Annotated in this window: 14 protein-coding genes; 11 read left to right on the plus strand and 3 right to left on the minus strand. The window is 73.5% G+C overall.

The genetic code is table 11. The features are described from left to right. Positions 1-20: 20 nt before the first annotated feature. On the minus strand, positions 21-3680 hold the full coding sequence (locus ACZ4TG_RS26940) for a nitrate reductase subunit alpha (RefSeq protein WP_468167190.1): 3660 nt from the start codon (positions 3678-3680) through the stop codon (positions 21-23). Positions 3681-3966: 286 nt separating this feature from the next. Here ACZ4TG_RS26940 and ACZ4TG_RS26945 point away from each other — a divergent pair, with 286 nt between their 5' ends. Then, positions 3967-4698 (plus strand): YwiC-like family protein, encoded by a 732-nt coding sequence (locus ACZ4TG_RS26945; RefSeq protein WP_468167192.1) that lies wholly within the window; start codon positions 3967-3969, stop codon positions 4696-4698. Positions 4699-4744: 46 nt separating this feature from the next. Here ACZ4TG_RS26945 and ACZ4TG_RS26950 read toward each other — a convergent pair whose 3' ends face one another. Continuing rightward, complete coding sequence (locus tag ACZ4TG_RS26950) at positions 4745-7663, minus strand: lysylphosphatidylglycerol synthase transmembrane domain-containing protein (protein ID WP_468167194.1); 2919 nt, start codon at positions 7661-7663, stop codon at positions 4745-4747. 119 nt (positions 7664-7782) lie between these two features. On the opposite strand from ACZ4TG_RS26950, the gene ACZ4TG_RS26955 reads away from it, so the two are divergent. From ACZ4TG_RS26955 to nudC, 5 genes are all read left to right on the plus strand, one after another. After that, the gene (locus tag ACZ4TG_RS26955; protein ID WP_468167196.1) at positions 7783-8130 is read left to right on the plus strand and encodes an MGMT family protein; all 348 of its coding nucleotides are present in this window, start codon (positions 7783-7785) and stop codon (positions 8128-8130) included. Between the two features lie 225 nt (positions 8131-8355). Continuing rightward, a complete protein-coding gene (locus tag ACZ4TG_RS26960; protein ID WP_468167198.1) occupies positions 8356-11796 on the plus strand; it encodes an ATP-dependent helicase in 3441 nt (1146 codons plus the stop codon). Between the two features lie 69 nt (positions 11797-11865). Further along, a complete protein-coding gene (locus ACZ4TG_RS26965; protein WP_468167200.1) occupies positions 11866-15594 on the plus strand; it encodes a UvrD-helicase domain-containing protein in 3729 nt (1242 codons plus the stop codon). 10 nt (positions 15595-15604) lie between these two features. Next, positions 15605-17008, plus strand: coding sequence for a dipeptidase (locus ACZ4TG_RS26970; RefSeq protein WP_468167202.1), 1404 nt, complete (start codon positions 15605-15607; stop codon positions 17006-17008). A 55-nt stretch (positions 17009-17063) separates the two neighbouring features. Continuing rightward, positions 17064-18011 carry an NAD(+) diphosphatase gene (gene nudC, locus ACZ4TG_RS26975; RefSeq protein WP_468167204.1) on the plus strand — a complete coding sequence of 316 codons (948 nt, stop codon included), beginning with the start codon at positions 17064-17066 and terminating at the stop codon, positions 18009-18011. Between the two features lie 129 nt (positions 18012-18140). On the opposite strand, the gene ACZ4TG_RS26980 is transcribed toward nudC, so the two are convergent. Continuing rightward, a complete protein-coding gene (locus tag ACZ4TG_RS26980; RefSeq protein ID WP_468167206.1) occupies positions 18141-18401 on the minus strand; it encodes a mycoredoxin in 261 nt (86 codons plus the stop codon). Positions 18402-18598: 197 nt separating this feature from the next. Here ACZ4TG_RS26980 and ACZ4TG_RS26985 point away from each other — a divergent pair, with 197 nt between their 5' ends. From ACZ4TG_RS26985 to ACZ4TG_RS27005, 5 genes are all read left to right on the plus strand, one after another. Then, the gene (locus ACZ4TG_RS26985; protein ID WP_468167208.1) at positions 18599-20764 is read left to right on the plus strand and encodes an ATP-dependent DNA helicase UvrD2; all 2166 of its coding nucleotides are present in this window, start codon (positions 18599-18601) and stop codon (positions 20762-20764) included. Positions 20765-20931: 167 nt separating this feature from the next. Further along, positions 20932-21276, plus strand: coding sequence for a hypothetical protein (locus tag ACZ4TG_RS26990; protein WP_468167210.1), 345 nt, complete (start codon positions 20932-20934; stop codon positions 21274-21276). A gap of 184 nt (positions 21277-21460) precedes the next feature. After that, the gene (locus tag ACZ4TG_RS26995; protein WP_053676354.1) at positions 21461-21832 is read left to right on the plus strand and encodes a WhiB family transcriptional regulator; all 372 of its coding nucleotides are present in this window, start codon (positions 21461-21463) and stop codon (positions 21830-21832) included. Next, complete coding sequence (locus ACZ4TG_RS27000; RefSeq protein WP_468167212.1) at positions 21829-22161, plus strand: hypothetical protein; 333 nt, start codon at positions 21829-21831, stop codon at positions 22159-22161. Before ACZ4TG_RS26995 ends, ACZ4TG_RS27000 begins: the two co-directional genes overlap by 4 nt. A 113-nt stretch (positions 22162-22274) precedes the next feature. Further along, positions 22275-22481: a hypothetical protein gene (locus ACZ4TG_RS27005; protein WP_468167214.1), complete on the plus strand. Its 207-nt coding sequence runs from the start codon at positions 22275-22277 to the stop codon at positions 22479-22481. Positions 22482-22534: the final 53 nt, after the last annotated feature.

A 22534-nucleotide genomic window follows, 5' to 3' on the forward strand; every position in this document is an offset into this window, starting at 1 on the left:
TTCGCTTCGCGAGGGGGCATCTAGTACTCCACCTTCTGGTCGCGGCGGCGGATGACCGTCACCTCGTCGCGCTGGTTGCCGGTCGGGCCGAGGTAGTTGAAGGCCCAGGTCAGCTGGGCGTAGCCGCCGATGAGGTGGGTGGGCTTGAGCATCACCCGGGTCAGCGAGTTGTGGATGCCGCCGCGGCGGCCGGTCTTCTCCGTCTTGGGGACGCCGACCGTGCGCTCCTGCGCGTGGTTCATGTAGACCGTGCCGGGCGGCATCTTGTGGGAGACGATCGCGCGGGCGGTGACCACGCCGTTGCGGTTGACCGCCTCGATCCAGTCGTTGTCCGCGACCCCGATCGCCTCGGCGTCCTGCGGGGACATCCACACCGTCTGACCGCCGCGGCCCAGGGTCATCATGTAGAGGTTGTCCTGGTACTGGCTGTGGATGGCCCATTTGTTGTGCGGGGTCAGGTACCGGACCGCGACCGACTTCGCCTTCTCGTCGACGACGCCGAGCTCGGGCTCTCCGTACAGCGTGTGCATGTTCAGCGGCGGCTTGTAGACCGGGAGCGACTCCCCGACCTCGTGCAGCCAGTCGTGGTCGAGGAAGAAGTGCTGGCGGCCGGTGAGGGTGTGCCAGGGCTTGAGGTGCTCTGTGTTCACGGTGAAGGCCGTGTAGCGGCGCCCGCCGGCCTCCGACCCGGACCACTCGGGCGAGGTGATCACGGGGACCGGGCGGGCCTGGGTGTCGGCGAAGGTGATCCGCTTGCCCTCGGCCTCGGCGGCCAGGTGGGCCATGTGCGTGCCGACCTTCTTCTCCAGGGTCTCGAAACCCTGCGTCGCCAGGCGGCCGTTGGAGGTGCCGGACAGCGAGAGGATCGCCTCGCAGGCGCGCTGCGCGGTGTCCAGGCGCGGGCGGCCGTCGGCGACTCCGCCGCGGACCAGGCCGTTCTTCTCGCCCAGGTGGCCGATCTCCTCGGCCACATCGAAGGTGATGGCCTTCGTCGTGACGCCGAGCCGGTCGACCAGCGGGCCGAGCGCGGCGAACTTCTCGCCGACCGCCCCGTAGTCCCGCTCGACCACGGTCAGGTCGTACATCGTCCTGCCGGGTACGGGCTCGCACTCGCCCTTCGACCAGTCCAGCGCGACCCCGCCGGGCTGGGCCATCTCGCCGCCCGGGGTGTCGTGCTGGAGCGCGGTCGCCACCAGGTCCTTGCGAACGCCCAGGTGGGTCGCGGCCAGTTCGCCGAAGCGCTCGGCCAGGCCGCGGAAGGCGTCGTAGTCGGAACGGGCCTGCCACGGCGGGTCCACGGCCGGGGTGAAGGCGTGCAGGAAGGGGTGCATGTCCGTGGAGGACAGGTCGTGCTTCTCGTACCAGGTGGCCGCCGGGAGGACCACGTCCGACAGGAGCGTGGTGGACGTCATCCGGAAGTCCATGCTCATGAGGAGGTCGAGCTTGCCCTCCACGTCCTCCTCCCGGTACGTGACGTCCTTCGGCGCGCAACGCGGCCCGTCCTCGGGCAGGTTGGAGTGGGTCCCCAGCAGGTGCTTGAGGAAGTACTCGTTGCCCTTGGAGCTGGACCCGAGCAGATTGGCCCGCCATACGTTGAGCACGCGCGGCCAGTTCCGCGGCGCGTCCGGGTCCTCCCCGGCGAAGCCCAGCTCGCCGCTTCTCAGCTGCCGGACCGCCTCCGCGACCGGGTCCTCGGCCTCGCCCAGCTCCAGGGGGTTGCGGTCGAAGGTCGGGTAGGACGGCATCCAGCCCATCCGGGCGCTGGCCGCCAGGCAGTCGGAGCCGGTCATGCCGTCGAACGCGCCGGTGGCCAGCGGTGAGGCGAGGGCCTCCGCGGGGAGGGTGTCGTAGCGCCACTGGTCGGTGTGCAGGTAGAACCAGGCCGCGCCGATCATCTGGCGCGGCGGGCGCGACCAGTCGGAGGCGGCGGCGAGGGTGGCCCAGCCGGTGACCGGGCGGCACTTCTCCTGGCCGACGTAGTGGCCCCAGCCGCCGCCGTTGCGGCCCTGGCAGCCGGTGAGGGTCAGCAGGGCGAGGAAGGCCCGGTAGATGGTCTCGGAGTGGAACCAGTGGTTCGTGCCCGCGCCCATCAGGATCATGCAGCGGCCCTGCGACTCCTCGGCGGTCCGCGCGAACTCCCGGGCCACGCGCGCCGCCTGGGCGGCCGGCACCGAGGTCAAGGACTCCTGCCAGCCGGGGGTGCCGGGCTGCGACGCGTCCTCGTAGGAGGACGGCCACTCGCCGGGCAGGCCCGCGCGGGCGACCCCGTACTGGGCCAGCATCAGGTCGAACACGGTGGTGACGAGCCGGTTGCCGAGACGGCGTACGGGCACACCGCGGCGGACCGTCCCACCGCGCTCGTCGTCCTCGAAGCGGGGCAGCGTGATCTCGGCGCTGCCGCCCTCCCCGAGCAGGGTGAGCCGGGGCACGGTGTCGCCCAGGTCGAGGTTCCACTCGGGCTGCTCGTTCCTGCCCCAGCGGTGGCCGAGGGTGCCGTTCGGGACCACCGGCTCGCCGGTGGCGTCGTCGACGAGGACGGTCTTCCACTGCGCGTTCTCGGTCTCCAGGCCGAGATCGGCGGCCGTGACGAACTTCCCCGGGACCAGACCGTTCCCGGTCTCGCGCAAAGACACCAGGAACGGCAGATCGGTGTACTTGCGCACGTAATCCGTGAAGAAAGGAGTCTCCTTCTCCACGAAGAATTCCCTGAGGATGACATGGCCCATGGCGAGGGCCAGCGCGCCGTCCGTACCGGGGTGCGGGTGCATCCATTCGTCGGCGAATTTGGTGTTGTCCGCGAAATCCGGGGAAACCGTGACGACCTTCTGGCCGCGGTAGCGGGCCTCGGCCATCCAGTGCGCGTCCGGGGTGCGGGTGACGGGCACGTTCGAGCCCCACATCATCAGGTACGCGGCGTCCCACCAGTCGCCCGACTCGGGCACGTCGGTCTGGTCGCCGAACACCTGCGGAGAGGCCACGGGGAGGTCCGCGTACCAGTCGTAGAAGGACAGCATCGGCGCGCCGATGAGGGAGTGGAAGCGGGCCCCGGCGGCGTGCGAGGCCATCGACATCGCGGGGATCGGGGAGAAGCCGGCGACCCGGTCCGGGCCGTGCTCCTTGATCGTGTGCACGTGCGCGGCGGCGACGAGTTCGGTCGCCTCCTCCCACGTGGCCCGCACCAGGCCGCCCTTGCCGCGGGCCCGCTGGTAGCGGCGGCGACGGGCGGGGTCCGCCTGGATGTCGGCCCAGGCCAGCACCGGGTCCTTCAGCCGCCGCTTGGCCTCCCGGTACATCTCCAGGAGGGTCCCGCGGACGTACGGGTAGCGGACCCGGGTCGGCGAGTAGGAGTACCAGGAGAACGAGGCGCCGCGCGGGCAGCCGCGGGGCTCGTACTCGGGGCGGTCCGGGCCCACGGAGGGGTAGTCGGTGGCCTGGGTCTCCCAGGTGATGATCCCGTCCTTGACGTACACCTTCCAGCGGCAGGAACCCGTGCAGTTCACGCCGTGCGTGGAGTGCACGACCTTGTCGTGGCTCCAGCGGTCGCGGTAGAAGGCCTCGGAGGCCCGGCCGCCGGTCCGGTGAACCGTACGGAGGTCGCCGGACACCTCGGCGCGGGTGAAGAAACTCCCCGCCCTGATCAGCGAATCGGCGGCGTCCTGATGTCCCTGACGCTTCTGCAAAGCGACCTCCAGGCCGGAAAGGGTGGTGTGACGGTCCGGACGAGAGGACCCGTAAACGACGCTACGCCCGGCGCAATGGCGAACACGGTGACAAAGGTCCCGTACGTACGTGACCTCCTTCCGCTCTTTCGTGGGCCGACTGGATGCAGGCTGGAGGAGGCCCAACTTCTGCGGGCGCGCGGCGCATTGCGCGACGGAATTGCGAACGGGGTCCGCAAGGGCTCCGAATGGGCTCCGCATGGGCTCCGAACAAGGTCCGGAAAAGGTCCGGAAAAGGGGGAGAGCGGTGGCGAAAGGCCGGTGGCTGCCGGACCAGCACGGCGCGTGGGCGATGCTCGCGGTGCCGTTCCTCGCGGGAACCCTCCTCGGCCCGCGGCCCGGGTGGGCGCACGCACTGCTCTTCGCGGCGTGGCTGACGGGGTACGCCGCGGTCTTCCACGGCCAGCAGTGGCTCCGGCTCCGGCGCGTCTCGCGCCGGCCGGGGGCGGCGGCCCGGCACGTCCGCCCTGCGCTGGTCCTCGGGGCGGTGTTCCTGGCCCTCGCGGTCCCGGCGGCGGTCCTGCACCCCTGGCTGCTGCTCGCGGCCGCGGCGTGCGGGCCCTTCCTGGCGGTGAACACCTGGTACGCGTGGCAGGGCCGGGAACGGGCGCTGCCCAACGGCCTGGCGGCGGTGGTACCGGCGTGCGGGATGCTGCTGGTGGCCGGGCGGCTGGGCGGCGCGGGGCTGGCGTGGGCGCCGGCGCTGGCCTGCCTGCTGTACTTCGCGGGCACGGTGCCGTACGTCAAGACGATGATCCGGGAGCGGCGTTCCCGTACGTACCACCGCGCGTCGGTCGCCTACCACGCGGCGGCCCTGGTGCTCGCCGCGCTGCTGTCGCCCTGGCTCGCGGTCCCCTTCGCGGCCTACCTGGCCCGCGCCGCCGCCCTCCCGGGCCGCGGGCTCCGGGTCCCGGTGGTCGGCGCGGTCGAAGTGGCCGCCTCCCTGGTCCTGCTGACCGCACTCCCGCTGGTGTTCTGACCCGAGGCCGGGAGGGCGGGCCGGGCCGGCGGGCCGGGAGGGCGGCCTAGATGGCTTCCTTGCGGGTGAGGAAGTTGAACGAGATCCACCCCGGCAGCACCGGCAGCCAGAACGTCATCAGCCGGAACAGCAGCACCGCCGAGACCGCCACCTCCCGCTCCAGGCCGGCCGCGATCAGCCCCAGCGTCAGCGTGGTCTCCACCGCGCCGATGCCGCCCGGAGTCGGCGCCGCCGACCCGAGGGCGTTGCCCGCCAGGAAGACCACCGCGATGCTCGCGTAGCTGATGGCCTGCCCGCCCCCGAACGCCCGGATCGAGGCGTCGAGGCACATCACGAAGCAGCCGGTCAGCAGCAGCATCCCGCCGATGCCCGTCAGCAGCTTCTGCGGCCGCTGGAGCACGTCCAGCATGCGCGGCACGACGCCCGCGAACAGCGCCCGTACCCGCGTGGCCACGAACTTCCGCATGAACGGGACCGCCGTCACCACCAGGACCAGTACCGCCGCCGTCAGCAGACCCGCGATGACCGTCCGGGACGGGGTCATCTCCGGGGTCTTCTCGGTCCCGGTCAGATAGCCGAAGGACAGCAGCAGCAGGATGTGGCTCGCCAGCCCGAACAGCTGCGAGGCGCCCACGCTGGCCACCGCGAGCCCCGGCCGGATCCCCGACCGCTGGAGGAACCGGGTGTTCAGGGCGACTCCGCCGACCGCCGCCGGCGCGACCAGCTTCACGAAGGACCCGGCGACCTGCGCCACCACCGTCCGGAGGAAGGAGACCCGCTCCGGGACGAAGCCCAGCAGACTCATCGCCGCCGCGACGTAGCTCAGCGCGGAGAAGGCCAGCGCCGCCCCCACCCAGCCCCACTGGGCCTCGCCGACGACCTTCACGAAGTCCACGTCGGTGACGGACGTGAGCAGGTAGTACGCGGCGAACGCGCCCGCGATGAACGACACCAGCGTGCGCGGCCGGATCCGCTCCAGCCGGGCGGGCTCCACCGGCGCCTGCGGGCGCAGCAGCAGCACCTGCTGGCGGATCTGGCTCAGCAGATCCTCCTCGCGGGCCCCGTCGAGCGCGTCGTCCAGCGCCCGCTTCTCGGCCTTGCGGTCGGCGGCCGAAGCCCCCGCCGGGGCCGAGGCGTCCGCCTCGCGCGCCGCCTTCGCGGCCCGCGAGGACTCCAGTACGGCCTCCCGCTGCCGGTCGGCCCGCTCCCGGGCAAGCCTGCGCAGCGTCGCCCGGGTGGACCGGCTCAGCGCGATCGGCTGGAGCAGCGGCAGGCAGTCCGCCACCGCGTCGGGGCCGAGCACCGACACCGCCGAGGCCACCGACCGCTCCGCGCCGACCCGCAGGCCGAGGGTGGTCAGCAGCTGCGCGATGTCCATCCGGAGCACCAGATCACCGGCCGCGATCTCACCGCCGCGCAGGTCCGTGAGGATGACCTTGCCGGAACGATCCACCACCAGGGCGTCCCCGGTGAGCCGCCGGTGCGCGATGCGCCGCGACTGGAGGGCCCGTACCTGCTCCCACGCGTTGCGGCTCAGCTCGTCGGTGATCTCCTCGTCGGCCAGCGCGTCCAGGCTGCGGCCGCCCAGGTGCTCGTACACGAGCATCACGGCGTCCGGGCCGAGCTCGGAGGTGGCGATCAGCTTCGGCGCGTTCGCCCCGGCCGCGATGGCCGCGTACGCGAGGAGCGCCTCCTGCTCCAGCGCCTGGCGCAGGGACTGGAGGCTGCGCCGGGTCGTGATCCCGCGCAGCGTGAGCCGGCGCCAGACCCGGTAGAAGAAGCCCTGCGCCTGCTGTTCGCGGTCGACGACCGTGACGTCGAGGGGCGGGCCCTCCTCCAGGCTCACGTGGTAGCGGCGGCCCCGGTCGCTGACCTCGGTGGCCTCGCCCCCGCCGGCGTGCTCGGCGCGCATCGCGCTGACCGGCTTGAAGCCGACCCGGCGCAGACCGGCGAGGAGGGTCTGCCCGGTGGGCCGGACGTTCGGCGAGCCGACCGCGTACAGGGTCCCGTAGGCGACGGTCCAGCCGATGAGCACGGTCAGGATGATCGAGAAGGGCGTGGTGTACCTGCCGACCAGCATCGCGAACGCGTCGAGCAGCAGCACCACCCACAGCGCGACCCGCCAGCGCGGCCTGCGCGTCATCCCGACGGCGGTCATGTACGCGATGACGGGCGCGAGGTAGCCGTGCACCGGGTCGGTGAGGCCGCCGTCCACACCGGTGGGCAGGGTGAGCGCGGCCTGGATGGTGTCGGGGGCGGCCTGGGAGACCCACAGGTCGGTGGCGAGGGTGACGCCGTGCGCGAGGACCGCGGCGAGCACGCCGTCGGCGATGCGCAGCCCGTCGCGTTTGATCAGCCGCTCGATGGCGAAGGCGACGGGTACGAGGAGCACCGCGATGCTCGACACCAGGCCCGCGACCTTGATCAGTACGTCGGGGGCCTGGCCGGTGCCGTTGCTGATGTCGGCGGCCAGGCCCGCGGTGGTGCCGTGGGCGAAGGCGGCGATGCCGAGGACGACGGCGATGCCGAGGATGCCGACGAGCAGGCGCACGAGGTCCGACGGGCGGTGCACGCGGGCCGCGAGGAGCGGCTCGTCGACCTCGACCTGGTCGGCCGCGGTGGGGGTGTGGCCGTGCGGGGCCTCCGGGCTGTCGAAGCCGTCCGCGCGGTGGTGGTCGGGGTCGAGGCCGTGGTGGCGGCTGCCGTCGGGACCCTTGCCCGCGCCCTTTGCCGTGTCCGTGTCCTTGCCCGTGCCCGTGCCCTGCGCCGTGTCCGAGCCGTTCGCCGGACCCGCGCCCTTTCCGGAGCCCGTTCCCGTGCCCTCGGGCGTGGCTGCGCCCCGGTCCGCGCCCGGCTTGCCGCGGGGCGCGTCCGGGTGCGGGCCGTCGTCGGCCGTCGCGCCGTCCGGAGGGCTCACACCCTGCTCCTTCGCCGTCACTTCCGTCTCTTCTTGATCACGTATCACCAGTCACCGCCCGGAAGATGGTGGCACGGACCGGCGGGCAAGCGGGGCAGCAGGGTGCGCGCCGGTGCGGAAGGAAACCTTCCGTCGTGGTGTCGGTGAGGTGCGGCACCATGTCCCGAATGAGCGAAGAGCTTCCCGCGTACGCGGAGCGGGTGCTGGAGGCGGCCGAGCGGATTCCGCCCGGCCGGGTGATGACGTACGGCGATGTCGCGGAGTGGCTCGGCGAGGGCGGACCGCGCCAAGTCGGGCGCGTCATGGCCCTGTACGGGGGAGCCGTGCCCTGGTGGCGCGTGGTGCGCGCGGACGGCCGACCCCTGCCCGGCAGCGAGCACCGGGCCCTGGAGCACTACCGCGCCGAGGCCACGCCGCTGCGGGAGACCGCCGACGGCGAGCTCCGGCTGGCGATGCGGCGGGCACGCTGGGACGGGCGGGAAGGACGGGACGGAGGCGACGAGGGTCACATCTGACAGCTTCCGCCATGCGGAGCCCCGGCGGGAGGTCGAAGGCCCGTACGGAGGACGACACGAGGGGTCCCCGAGGCGACGCCCGCAGCCGCCCGGGGGGACTGCGGCGGTCGGCGCGTTTGGCGTAGCGTTGCCTCTTCGGCCACCGCCGCCACCGCGGTCGGCCCCGCCTCCGGAGCAACAGCAGTCGTCGCAGCAACCGCAGACCCACCAGGACCGGCACCCCACGTGATCACCTCTCCCTCCGGCCGCTCAGAGCGGCGTACGCGGACTCCTGACGCGTACCGCCTGGTGCGCACCGGGCCGGAACGGGTGGCTCCCCCCGTCTTGGACGCAGCGCAGCGGGCGGTGGTTGATCACACCGCCGGACCGCTGCTGGTACTGGCCGGGCCGGGCACCGGCAAGACCACGACCCTGATCGAGGCGGCCGCCGCCCGGGTCGAGGCCGGGATCGACCCCGCCCGCATCCTGATCCTCACCTTCAGCCGCAAGGCCGCCGTGGAACTGCGCGACCGGGCCGCCCTGCGGCTGGGCGGCGCACGCGCCCCGCAGGCCACCACCTTCCACTCCTTCTGCTACGGCCTGGTCCGCGCCCACCAGGACACCGACCTGTTCGCGGACCCGCTGCGGCTGCTGTCCGGACCGGAACAGGACGTCATGGTCCGGACCCTGCTGGAGGGCCAGCGCCGGATCCGCTCCATCCGCTGGCCCGACGACCTGCGGGCGGCGCTCACCACGCGCGGCTTCGCGGACGAGGTCCGCGCCGTCCTGGCCCGCGCCCGGGAACTGGGCCTGGGGCCCACGGCCCTGTCCGAGTTCGCCGGGCGCATCGGCCGCCCGGACTGGAAGGCCGCCGCGGCCTTCCTCTCCGAGTACCTCGACGTCCTCGACATGCAGGGCACGCTGGACTACGCCGAACTGCTCCACCGGGCCGTCCTGCTCGCCGAACGCACCCCGTCGCTCGCCTCGTCCTACGACGTGATCCTCGTGGACGAGTACCAGGACACCGACGCCTCCCAGCTGCGGCTGCTGCGCGCGCTGTCCGGGCCGGGCGGCACGCTGGTCGCCTTCGGCGACCCGGACCAGTCGATCTACGCCTTCCGGGGCGCCGACATCAACAACGTCCTGGACTTCGAGAGTTCCTTCCCGGGCGCTGCGGTACGTGCCCTGACGGTCGGCCGCCGCTCGTCCTCGGCGCTGCTGGCGGCCACCCGGCTCCTCACCGCGCGGATGCCGGTCCCGAGGCTGCCCGCGGCGGCGGTACGGGCCCACCGGGACCTGCGCCCCACGCGGGAGGGCGGCCGCGTGGAGGTGTACACGTACCCCACCGCGGGCGCGGAGCTGGACAACATCGCGGACATCCTGCGCCGGGCCCACCTGGAGGACGGCGTGCCCTGGCAGGACATGGCCGTCCTGGTCCGCTCGGGCGGCCGCACCCTCCCGGCGATGCGCCGCGCCCTGATCTCGGCGGGAGTCCCGGCCGAGACGGACGGCAGCGACACCCCCCTGCGCCACGAACCGGCCGTGGCCCCCCTCCTCACGGCCCTCCGCGTCACCGCCACCGCGGCCACGACCCTGCCGGCACCGGATCCGGCAGAGGCCCCGGTATCGGACGAGGCCCCTGCCACCGGCCCGGCCCCCGACGCCCCGGCCCCGGACCCCGACGCCCCGGGTTCCGCCGAGCCCGGATCCGCCCCGGCTCCGGACGCCCCGGCCCCGGACGGGGGCCCGGACGCGGACGCCGCCCCGGACGCCCCGGGTTCCGTCGAGGCCGGGGCCGGGGGCGCGGACCACGGGTGGGTCGGGGTCGAGGCCGCCATCGCCCTGCTCGGCTCACCGCTCGGCGGGATGGACGCCGCCGACCTGCGCCGCCTCGGCCGGGCCCTGCGCGACGAGGAGCGCGCCGCCGGCGTCAAGGTGCCCGCGCCCTCCGACGTACTGCTGGCCCGCGCCCTCGCCGAGCCAGAGCGGCTCGTCGCCCACGACCCCGCCCACGCCCGCGGAGCGCAGCGCCTCGGCCTGCTCCTGCGCAAGGCCCGCGAGCTCCTCCAGGGCGGCGGCACCGCCGAAGAGGCCCTGTGGACCCTGTGGGACGGCACCCCCTGGCCGCAGCGCCTGGAGCGGGCCGCCCGGCGCGGCGGAGCCGGCGGCCGCAACGCCGACCGCGACCTCGACGCGGTCTGCGCCCTCTTCGACACCGCCGCCCGCGCGGAGGAACGTACCGGCGGGCGCGGCGCCCTCAACTTCCTCGAACAGCTCGAAGCCGAGGACATCGCCGCCGACACCCTCACCACCCGCGCGGTCCGCCAGGACGCCGTCCGGCTCATGACCGCCCACCGCTCCAAGGGCCTGGAGTGGGGCCTGGTCGTCGTCGCCGGCGTACAGGAGGGGCTCTGGCCCGACCTCCGGCGGCGCGGCTCCCTCCTGGAGGCCGACCGCATCGGCCGCGACGGCCTCGCCGAACCCCTCACCCCCGGTGCCCTGCTGGCCGAGGAGCGCCGGCTGTTCTACGTGGCCGCCACCCGCGCCCGCCACCGACTCGTCGTCACCGCCGTCAAGGCCCCCGCCGAGGACGGGGACCAGCCCTCCCGCTTCCTCACCGAGCTCGGCGTCACCCCCAAGGACGTCACCGGCCGCCCCCGCCGCCCCCTCGCCGTCCCGGCGCTGGTCGCCGAGCTCCGGGCCACCACCGTCGACCCCGAGGCCTCCGAGGCCCTGCGGGACGCCGCCGCCCGCCGGCTCGCCCGCCTCGCCGCGCTCACCGACGACGAGGACCGCCCCCTGGTCCCCGCCGCGCACCCGCAGCGCTGGTGGGGCCTGTACGAACCCACCCGCAGCAGCGTCCCGCTGCGCGACCGGGACCGGCCCGTGGCCCTGTCCGGATCCGCCCTGGACCAGCTCGCCAACACCTGCTCCCTCCAGTGGTTCCTGGGCCGCGAGGTCAAGGCCGACGCCCCCTCCACCGCCGCCCAGGGCTTCGGCAACGTCGTCCACGTCCTCGCCGACGAGGTCGCCTCCGGCCGCACCCCCGCCGACCTCGCCGTCCTGATGGAACGCCTCGACTCGGTCTGGGACGCCCTCGCCTTCGACGCCCCCTGGAAGTCCCGCCAGGAGAAGGAGAACGCCCGCGCCGCCCTGGAACGCTTCCTGCGCTGGCACACCACCGACCGCGGCGGCAGAGCGGCCGTCGCCACCGAGCACGACTTCGACGTCACCCTCGAAGCGGGCGAGTTCGCCGTCCGCATCCGGGGTTCCATGGACCGGGTCGAAACGGACCCGCAGGGGCGCGCGTACGTCGTCGACTTCAAGACCGGCAAGGCCGTGCCCACGAAGGACGAGGTCGCACGCCACCCCCAGCTCGCCGTCTACCAGCTCGCCGTACGGGAGGGCGCGGTCGACGAGGTCTTCGACGGGCTGCGCCCCGAGTCCGGCGGCGCCGAGCTCGTGCAGCTGCGCCAGGGCGCGCCCAAGAAGGACGGCGGCGACGTGGTCCCCAAGGTCCAGGCACAGCAGCCGCTCGACGGCGCGTGGGTGGGCGACCTGCTGGCCGGCGCCGCCGGGCGGGTGCTGGACGAGCGGTTCGCGCCCGCCGTCGGCGAGCACTGCAAACGCTGCTCCTTCCGCAGCGCCTGCAGCGGCCGCCCGGAGGGCCGCCAGACCGTCGAGTGACCCCGCGGGCCGCCCTCCCCCGCGACCGGGACGGTCGGGGGTGTCAGTGCGGGAGGCTAGCCTTTTCAGGTGTCCGCGCACCCGCCCGTACCGGCCGTGATCAGCGATCCCGAGCAGCTCAAGGAGCTCCTCGGGATCCCCTTCACGCCCGAACAGATGGCCTGCGTCACCGCCCCGCCCGCCCCGCAGGTCATCGTCGCGGGCGCCGGCTCCGGCAAGACCACCGTCATGGCCGCCCGCGTGGTCTGGCTGGTCGGCACCGGCGCCGTCGCACCGGAACAGGTCCTCGGGCTGACCTTCACCAACAAGGCCGCCGGTGAGCTCGCCGAGCGCGTGCGCAAGGCCCTCGCCCGGGCCGGCATCAGCGACCCGGACCCTTCCCCGGCCGAGGCCGACGCGGCCGGCGGCGAGCCGCGCATCTCCACGTACCACGCCTTCGCGGGCCAGCTCCTCAAGGACCACGGCCTGCGCATCGGCCTGGAGCCCAGCGCCCGGCTCCTCGCGGACGCCACCCGCTTCCAGCTCGCCGCCCGCGTGCTCCGGGAGGCCCCCGGCCCGTACCCGTCGCTGACGAAGTCCATCCCCGACCTGGTCAGCGACCTGCTCGCGCTCGACGCGGAGCTTTCCGAGCACCTGGCGACCCCCGAACGACTCCGTGCGTACGACACCGAACTGCTCGGCGTCCTCGCGCAGACCAAGCTCACCAACGACGACCTGCGCAAGGTCCCCGAGGCCGTGCGCGGGCGCCTCGAACTGCTGGAGCTCGTCGCCCGCTACCGCACCGCCAAACGCTCCCGCGACCTGATCGACTTCAGCGACCAGATAGCCCTGTCCGCGCAGCTCGCCACCACCCGGCCCGAGGTGGGCGCGCTGCTGCGCGAGGAGTTCAAGGTCGTCCTCCTCGACGAGTACCAGGACACCTCCGTCGCGCAGCGCCTGCTGCTGTCCGGGCTGTTCGGCGGCGGCGCGGGCCACGCGGTGACCGCCGTGGGCGACCCCTGCCAGGCGATCTACGGCTGGCGCGGCGCCTCCGTGGCCAACCTCGACGACTTCCCCGAGCACTTCCCGCACGCCGACGGCCGCCCCGCCACCCGCTACTCGCTCAGCGAGAACCGGCGCAGCGGCGGCCGCCTCCTGGACCTGGCCAACGGCCTCGCCGCGCCGCTGCGCTCCATGCACGAGGGGGTCGAGGCACTGCGCCCGGCCCCGGGTGCCGAGCGGGACGGTTCGGTCCGCTGCGCACTGCTGCCCACCCACGCCGAGGAGCTGGAGTGGCTCGGGGACTCGGTCGCGCACCTGGTCCGGACGGGGACGGAGCCGGGCGAGATCGCGGTGCTGTGCCGGTCCGCCGGGGACTTCGCGCAGATCCAGGCCGTGCTGGTAGCCCGCGACGTCCCCGTGGAGGTGGTCGGCCTGTCGGGCCTGCTGCACCTCCCGGAGGTCGCCGACCTGGTCTCGGTGTGCGAGGTGCTCCAGGATCCGGGGGCCAATGCCGCCCTCGTCCGGCTGCTGATCGGCCCGCGCTGGCGGATCGGCGCCCGCGACCTGGCGCTGCTGGGGCGGCGGGCGCGGCAGCTCGTGGGCCGGGCCCCCGCCGGCACCGACGACCCCGACGAGCGGCTCGCGGCGGCCGTCGAGGGCGTCGACCCGGCCGAGGTGATCTCGCTGGCCGACGCACTGGAGACCTTCCTGGACGGCTCCGGGGCCTCCTCCGCCGACGACCTCCCCTTCTCGGCCGACGCCCGCGTCCGCTTCGCGCACCTCGCCCAGGAGCTGCGCGACCTGCGGCGTTCCCTCGCGGACCCGCTGATGGACGTACTGCACCGGGTGCTGGCGGCGACCGGCCTCGACGTGGAGCTGTCGGCGTCCCCGCACGCCCTCGCCGCGCGCCGCCGCGAGACGCTGTCGAATTTCATGGACGTCGCGGCCGGGTTCGCCGCCCTGGACGGGGAGGCCTCGCTGCTGGCGTTCCTGGCCTTCCTGCGGACGGCCGCCCAGTACGAGAAGGGCCTGGACCACGCGCTGCCCGGCGGGGAGAACACCGTCAAGGTGCTCACCGCCCACAAGTCCAAGGGCCTGGAGTGGGACGTGGTGGTGGTCCCCGACCTGTGCGCGGGCGCGTTCCCGAAGGAGAAGCCCCCGGAGGCCTGGACCTCGTACGCGAAGGTGCTGCCGTACGCGCTGCGCGGCGACGCCCCCACCCTGCCGGGGGACCCGGCGTGGACCTCGGCGGGGCTCAGGTCCTTCAAGGCCGCCCTCAAGGAGCACAAGGCCGTCGAAGAACTCCGCCTCGGCTACGTGACCTTCACCCGGCCGCGCTCCCTGCTGCTGGCCTCCGGCCACTGGTGGGGCCCGACGCAGAAGAAGCCGCGCGGCCCCTCGGCGTTCCTGGAGGCCCTCCGGTCCCACTGCGAGGCGGGGTACGGCGAGATCGAGGCCTGGGCACCGGAGCCGGAGCCCGACGCCGAGAACCCGGCCCTGTCCGACGCCACGACTCCGGACCAGTCCTGGCCCCTGCCCCTGGACCCGGCCTCCCTGCGCCTGCGCCGCCGCGCGGCGGCCCTGGTGGAGTCCCACCTGGCGACCCCGCCGCCCGCGGAGGACCCGTACCTCTGGCCCCCGGACTGCGAGGACCCGTCCTACGACGCGGAACCCTGGCCGGACCCCGAAGAGTGGCCCGCCCCCGTGCCGGGCCCCCGGCCCCTCCGCCCAGGCACCCCCACCCCTGCCGCCCCCGCGCCGGACGAGAACCCCTGGACCCCGCCCGCCCCCGAGACCGCGCCCCTGGCGGGAGACTCCGAGCCCTGGCCGCAGCCCGAGGCCGCGCCGGCGACCCCGCCCCGGCCCACCCCCGCCGACCCCGACCTGTGGCCGGAGGCCGAGGGGTGGGCTGCTGCCCGCCCGGGGCCTGCGGCTGGCGCAGCCCCCGCCGGGGCGGTGCCTCCCGCCGCCGACCCCGACCTGTGGCCGGAGGCCGAGGGGTGGGCTGCCGGCCCGGGTCCCGGGGCGCGGGGCGGCCGGGTCGGCGATGCCGCGCGGGCTCGGTTCACCGGCGGTGGCCAAGGGGCCCTGACCCCCGAAGAGGCCCGCGCCATCGCCTCTTGGGACCGTGACCTCGACGCCCTCGAAGGCGAGCTCCGCCGCGCCCGCGCCGCCGTGCGCGACGTCGTGCTGCCCTCGGCCCTGTCCGCCAGTCAGCTGCTGCGCCTCGCCTCCGACGAGCAGGGCTTCGTCCGCGACCTCGCCCGCCCCATGCCCCGCCCCCCGCAGCCGGCCGCCCGCCAGGGCACCCGCTTCCACGCCTGGGTCGAGTCCCGCTTCGACGAACTCCCGCTCCCCCTCCTCGACGTCCTCGACCCCGCCACCGATCTCCCCGGTTCCGACCAGGACATCGCCGACGAGGCCGACCTCGACTCCCTCAAGGCCGCCTTCGAGCGCAGCGAGTACGCCGACCGCACCCCGTACCGCATGGAGGCCCCGGTCCAGCTGACGCTCGCCGGCCGGGTCGTCCGCGGCCGGATCGACGCGGTGTACCGCCACCACGAAGGCCCGTACGACTACGAGATCGTCGACTGGAAGACCGGCCGCACCACCGAGGCGGACCCCCTCCAGCTCGCCGTGTACCGGCTGGCCTGGGCCGAAGCCACCAAGACCCCCCTCGCCCGGGTCACCGCCTCCTTCCTGCACGTCCGCAGCGGCCGCGTGATCCGCCCCCGCAACCTCCCCGACCGGGCCCGCCTTGAGCAGATCCTCCAAGGCAAAACGGACACGGAAAGTGCCCACCAGGCGGACAGCTAGGCTCGTGGCCATGAGCGACACCTCGGCGGACAGCGTCGTCCGCACGTACATCGACACCCACCGCGCGGCCTTCCTCGACGAGCTCGCCGACTGGCTGCGCATCCCCTCCGTCTCGGCCCAGCCCGAGCACGCGGGCGACGTACGCCGCAGCGCCGAATGGCTCGCCGCGCAGCTCAAGACGACCGGCTTCCCGGTCGTCGAGGTCCTGGAGACGGCAGGCGCCCCGGCCGTCTTCGCCGAGTGGCCGAGCGCCGACCCGGCCGCCCCCACCGTCCTCGTCTACGGGCACCACGACGTGCAGCCCGCCGCCCTCGCCGACGGCTGGCACACCGACCCGTTCGAGCCGGTGATCAAGGACGGCCGGATGTACGCGCGCGGCGCGGCCGACGACAAGGGCCAGGTCTTCTTCCACACCCTCGGCATACGGGCCCACCTCGCCGCCACCGGCGCCGACGCCCCGGCCGTCGGCCTCAAGCTCCTCATCGAGGGCGAGGAGGAGTCGGGCTCCCCGAACTTCCGCGCCCTCGTCGAGCGGGAGGCCGGCCGCCTCGCCGCCGATGTCGTGATCGTCTCCGACACCGGCATGTGGTCCGAGACCACCCCCACCGTCTGCACCGGCATGCGCGGGGTCGCCGACTGCGAGATCGACCTGTACGGGCCGGACCAGGACATCCACTCCGGCGCCTTCGGCGGGGCCGTGCCCAACCCGGCCACCGCCGCCGCCCGCCTCGTCGCGGCCCTGCACGACGCGGACGAGCGGGTCACGATCCCCGGCTTCTACGACAACATCGCCGAGCTCACCGACGCCGAACGCGCGCTGATCGCCGAGCTGCCCTTCGACGAGGCCGAGTGGCTCCGTACGGCCAAGTCCCACGCGGCCTCGGGCGAGCGGGGCTACTCCACCCTGGAGCGCGTCTGGGCCCGCCCGACCGCCGAGGTCAACGGCATCGGCGGCGGCTACCAGGGCCCGGGCGGCAAGACGATCGTGCCGGCCTCCGCGCACCTGAAGCTGTCGTTCCGCCTGGTCTCGGGGCAGGACCCGTACGAGCTGGAGGCCGCGGTCAAGGACTGGGTCGCCGAGCGGATCCCGGCCGGAATCCGGCATTCCATCGTCTTCGGCGCCCCCACCCGGCCGTGCCTGACCCCACTGGACCACCCGGCCCTGCAGTCCGTCGTACGGGCCATGGGCCGGGCCTTCGGCGAGAAGATCCGGTTCACCCGCGAGGGCGGCTCGGGGCCCGCGGCCGACCTCCAGGACGTGCTCGACGCACCCGTCCTCTTCCTCGGCATCTCCGTCCCCTCGGACGGCTGGCACTCGCCGAACGAGAAGGTCGAGCTGGACCTCCTCCTGAAGGGCGTCGAGACGACGGCCTACCTCTGGGGCGACCTCGCCGCCCACTGGAAGCCCGCCTGACGCACCCGTCCGCCCACCGTCCTACGTGAGCCCGTCTGTCCCACCACCGGGGGAGTTGGAAGTACCTGTGAGCACCCATACCGAGCCCGAGCGCACGATCTCGCTCGCCGCGCCCAGCGGAATCGACCGCGCCGCGCACCACCGCCTCGACGAGGCCTGGCTGGCGGCCGCCTGGAGCCACCCGACGACCCGCGTCTTCGTGGTCTCCGGCGGTCAGGTCCTGATCGACGACACCCCCGACGGCGGCACCGGCATCGTGATGACCCCGGCCTTCGAGGCCCCGGTCACCGAGACCCACCGCTACTTCCTGGGCACGGACGAGGACGGCGTACGGTACTTCGCGCTGCAGAAGGACTCCCTGCCGGGCCGCATGGACCAGTCGGCCCGCGCGGCCGGCCTGCGCGAGGCCGGGCTGCTGCTGAACCAGCGCGACGCCGGCCTGATGGTGCACGCGGTGGCGCTGGAGAACTGGCAGCGCATGCACCGCTTCTGCTCCCGCTGCGGCGAGCGCACCGTCGTCGCGGCCGCCGGCCACATCCGGCGCTGCCCCGGCTGCGGCGCCGAGCACTACCCGCGCACCGACCCGGCCGTGATCATGCTGGTCACCGACGAGCAGGACCGCGCGCTGCTGGGCCGCCAGGTGCACTGGCCGGAGGGCCGCTTCTCGACGCTGGCCGGGTTCGTGGAGCCGGGCGAGTCCATCGAGCAGTCGGTGGTCCGCGAGGTGTGGGAGGAGGCCGGCGTCAAGGTCGGCGAGGTCGAGTACGTCGCCAGCCAGCCCTGGCCCTTCCCGTACAGCCTGATGCTGGGCTTCACCGCCCGCGCCGTCACCTCGGAGATCACGGTCGACGGTGAGGAGATCCAGGAAGCCCGCTGGTTCTCCCGCGAGGACCTGCGCGAGGCTATCGAGGCGGGCGACGTGCTGCCGCCGTCGGGGATCTCCATCGCGGCCCGCCTGGTCGAGCTCTGGTACGGGAAGCCGCTGCCGCGACCCACGCCGTAGGCCTGGGGGCCGCGGGGCGCCCGCGCACCGTAACGTTCGTCACAGCAGAAGGCCCCCGCCTCGGCGGGGGCCTTCTGCTGTGAGCGGGCGTGCGTCCGCGCGGGCGGGCACGCGGTGCCCGGGTCCCGGTCAGACGGCGAGGGCCTGCTTGACCCGGGCCAGGCTCGGGTTCGTCATGACGGACTCGTTGCCCGCGGCGGACTTCACGAGCACGGTGGGAACGGTCTGGTTGCCACCGTTCGCCTTCTCCACGAACGCGGCGGACTCCGGGTCCAGCTCGATGTTGATCTCGTTGTACGCGATGCCCTCGCGGTCCAGCTGCGTCTTCAGCCGACGGCAGTAGCCGCACCAGGTCGTGCTGTACATCGTGACGGTGCCCGTGTCCTGCATGCTGCGCTCTCCTTCGTGGGGCTCGGTGGTCCGAGTACTCGAACGCACGGGGCCGCCCGGCCATTCCCGCGCACGGCCGCCCCTCTCCGGTTGATGCGCCAGTGCGACCAGTACCACCAGTGCGACCAGTACGACGGATCCGGGGGGCCTGTGGACAACTTTCCCGCCCGACCCCGGAGACCTGGCAGCATGGCGGGGTGACATCAGCAACGCACACCTCATCCTTCACGGCAGGCGCCGACTCGGCCGATGCGGTGCTCCAGGGCCTCGACCCGGAGCAGCGCGAGGTCGCGACGACCCTGCGCGGGCCGGTGTGCGTGCTGGCGGGCGCGGGCACGGGCAAGACCCGGGCGATCACCCACCGGATCGCCTACGGAGTCCGGTCCGGGCAGCTGATGCCCGCCAGTGTGCTGGCCGTCACCTTCACCAACCGCGCCGCCGGCGAGATGCGGGGCCGGTTGCGCACCCTGGGCGCGGGCGGGGTCCAGGCCCGGACCTTCCACTCCGCCGCGCTGCGCCAGCTCCAGTACTTCTGGCCCAAGGCCATCGGCGGAGAGGTGCCCCGGCTGCTGGAGCGCAAGATCCAGTTCGTGGCCGAGGCCGGCGCGCGCTGCCGCATCCGCCTCGACCGCAACGAGCTGCGCGATGTCACCGGCGAGATCGAGTGGGCCAAGGTCACCCAGACCGTGCCCGCCGACTACCCGGCGGCCGCCCTCAAGGCGGGCCGCGAGGCCCCCCGGGACATGGCCGAGATCGCCCAGATCTACGGCACGTACGAGCAGCTCAAGCGCGACCGCAACATGATCGACTTCGAGGACGTGCTGCTCCTCACCGTCGGCATCCTCCAGGACAGGTACGACATCGCGGAGCAGATCCGCACCCAGTACCAGCACTTCGTGGTGGACGAGTACCAGGACGTCAGCCCGCTCCAGCAGCGTCTGCTCGACCTCTGGCTCGGCGACCGCGACAGCCTCTGCGTGGTCGGTGACGCCAGCCAGACCATCTACTCCTTCACCGGCGCCACCCCCGACCACCTGCTGAACTTCCGCACCAAGTACCCGCAGGCCACCCTGGTCAAGCTGGTCCGCGACTACCGCTCCACCCCCCAGGTCGTCCACCTCGCCAACGGCCTGCTCAACCAGGCCAAGGGCCGGGCCGCCGAGCACCGCCTGGAGCTGGTCTCCCAGCGCGAGACCGGCCCCGACCCGGTCTACGCCGAGTACCCGGACGAGCCCGCCGAGGCCGAGGGCGTCGCGGGCCGCATCCGGGACCTGATCGCGGCGGGAGTCCCGGCGGGCGAGATCGCCGTCCTCTACCGCATCAACGCCCAGTCCGAGGTCTACGAACAGGCCCTCGCCGACGCCGGGGTCCCGTACCAGCTGCGCGGAGCCGAGCGCTTCTTCGAGCGCAACGAGGTGCAGAAGGCGCTGCTCGCGCTGCGCGGAGCCGCCCGCTCCGGCGGCAACGACCCGCTCCTCGACGATGTCGTGGAGCTCGGCTCCCAGGTCCGGGCCGTGCTCAGCTCCATCGGCTGGACCAGCGAACCGCCGGCCGGCTCCGGCGCCGTGCGCGATCAGTGGGAGTCCGTGGCGGCGCTGGTCCGCCTCGCCGAGGACTTCGCCCGGGCCCGTCCCGGCGCCACCCTGGCCGATCTCACCGTCGAGCTGGAGGAGCGCAAGGCCGCCCAGCACGCCCCGACGGTCCAGGGCGTCACCCTCGCCTCCCTGCACGCGGCGAAGGGCCTGGAGTGGGACTCGGTGTTCCTCGTGGGCCTCACCGACGGCATGATGCCGATCACCTACGCCAAGACCGACGAGCAGGTCGAGGAGGAGCGCCGGCTGCTCTATGTCGGCGTCACCCGGGCGCGGCTGCACCTGGGCCTCTCCTGGGCGCTCTCCCGCGCTCCGGGCGGCAGGGCCTCCCGACGCCCCAGCCGCTTCCTGAACGGCCTGCGGCCGGGCTCTGTGGCCCCGGGGGCCAAGGGCGCCGCCCCGGCCGAGCGCGGTGCCCGCAAGCGCGGCCCCCGCGGCCCGGTGCTGTGCCGGGTCTGCGGCAGGACGCTGACCGATGCCGGCGAGCTCAAACTGATGCGCTGTGAGGACTGTCCGTCCGACATGGACGAGGGTCTGTACGAGCGCCTGCGCGAGTGGCGCTCGGTCCAGTCGAAGCAGCAGGGCCTGCCGCCCTACTGCGTCTTCACGGACAAGACCCTGATGGCGATCGCGGAGGCCACGCCCGCCGAGGAGGGCGAGCTCTCGATGATCTCCGGCGTGGGCGGCCGCAAGCTCCAGCGGTACGGAGCCGACGTGCTGGCCATCTGCGCAGGCCAGGAGCCTGGGGGCGGCGATCCTGACGACGCGTAGAAACTCGTCGGAAAAATAGTTTGCACATGCCCAGCGAATCCCCATAGGTTCTTAGCAACGGAAACGGTGGCTTCTCCGAAGCCCAGGATCCGTGCTGTACTTATCCGAATACGCATGGGACAGGCCCCCGGGCCCAGTCCCCGAGACGCCGAGAGGAGGCGAGACCAGTGACCAGCTTCATGACCACCACCAAAATGACCGATCGCTCGGTTGCCGCTTCCTGCCCGCTCGGTGTCTCCCCGCTCCTTCCGCTCCTGGTCACCGGTCTGTCCCCGATTTCCACGGACAGCCCTGCCCGCCTGGCCGCGCCCTCCGCGCTGCTGGTGAGTGAGCGCAATGAGCGACGGACCCTGGCACCGGTGGCAGTAATGGCAGCAGAAGCCCAGGCGCATGGCGCCTATGGCTTTGGGGCCGCCGCAGCCGGTGCCGGATCCCAGACGAAGCAGACGAAGCAGCAGCACCACCTGATGTGGGCCTTCCGCGGGCTCGAACCCTGGAGTGATCCAGCCTGATCCGACGATCAGGCCGGCGCCTTCAGGGCCGCGGAACCCCACCCGGGATCCGCGGCCCTTCTGTTTGTCCCCGAACGGGGACGACGGAGCGAAGGGGCCTCGGGACTGGCAAGAACAGGTACCAGCCGACCCCGGCCGAACCCGGCCGGAACGACTAGTCAACAAAGACGAGGAAGAAACCACCGTGCAACTCGAAGCGCACGCCCCGTCCGTACCGCAGACCCAAACGATCTCCCCGCCCGCAGTCCCGGAGGACTCCACCTTGACTCCCCTCACCGCGCTGACCGCGCTCGACGACGCCATCGAGAACCTCGGCGTACCCGTTCCCTGCCGCACCTTCGACCCCGAGGTCTTCTTCGCCGAGTCCCCGGCCGACGTCGAGTACGCCAAGTCCCTCTGCGGCACCTGCCCGCTGGTCGAGGCCTGCCTCGCCGGCGCGAAGGAGCGCCGCGAGCCCTGGGGTGTCTGGGGTGGCGAGCTCTTCGTCCAGGGTGTTGTCGTCGCCCGGAAGCGCCCCCGTGGCCGTCCGCGCAAGAACCCGGTTGTCGCGGCATGACCGCCATCGGAACCATCGACCGCCCCCTGACGCACGACCCCTTGAAGCAGGCCCTCATGTCCCCCCACGCCACCACGAGCGAGCAGCCGCACGGCTCCGCCACCGCAGACTTCATCACCGCAGGCGCGATCACCTCGCGTCAGAACAGGACCCGCGAAATGCAACTCATCCCAGAAGCCATGGCTCGTGCCCATATGGACGACCGCATGCGTGAGGCCGACGCCGAGCGTCACGCCCTGCGCCTGGTCGCCGCGCGGCGCATGCAGCGTCGAGCCGAGCGCGTCTCGATGCGCGCCCGGCGCGCGCTCGCCATGGCCGTCATGCAGTAAGAGCTGAAGAAAACAGCAAAGAAAACAGCACCCCGGGGGGACCGGTCCGAAGGGACCGGTCCCCCCGGTGCGTTGCCGAGCGCGTCCACCGCCCGCGGGGATATCGTCTGGAGGTGGACCAGCCGACCCCCCGACCCACCCCGCCGGGATCCGAGGCCCAGCCCGTCGTCTGCGCGCGCTGCGGCACCCGCTCCCCGGACGGCGCGCCGCCCACCTGGACCTGCTCCGTGGAGAACGGCGCCAGACAGTACTTCTGCGTCGACTGCGCCCGGGCCAACCTCCGAGCGATCGAAGGCCGGCTCGACTCCTCCTGGTGGTGAACGCCGGAACCCGCCCCCGGCAGGGCAGCCGGGGCCGGCCCCGGAGCTGCTCC

Source organism: Streptomyces sp. NPDC028314, from assembly GCF_055565795.1.

Coding starts and splice junctions, on each gene's coding strand:
- ACZ4TG_RS26955 (WP_468167196.1), top strand. CDS start 7,783: ATGAGCGAAGAGCTTCCCGCGTACGCGGAGCGGGTGCTGGAGGCGGCC.
- ACZ4TG_RS26970 (WP_468167202.1), top strand. CDS start 15,605: ATGAGCGACACCTCGGCGGACAGCGTCGTCCGCACGTACATCGACACC.
- ACZ4TG_RS26980 (WP_468167206.1), bottom strand. CDS start 18,401: ATGCAGGACACGGGCACCGTCACGATGTACAGCACGACCTGGTGCGGC.
- ACZ4TG_RS27000 (WP_468167212.1), top strand. CDS start 21,829: ATGACCGCCATCGGAACCATCGACCGCCCCCTGACGCACGACCCCTTG.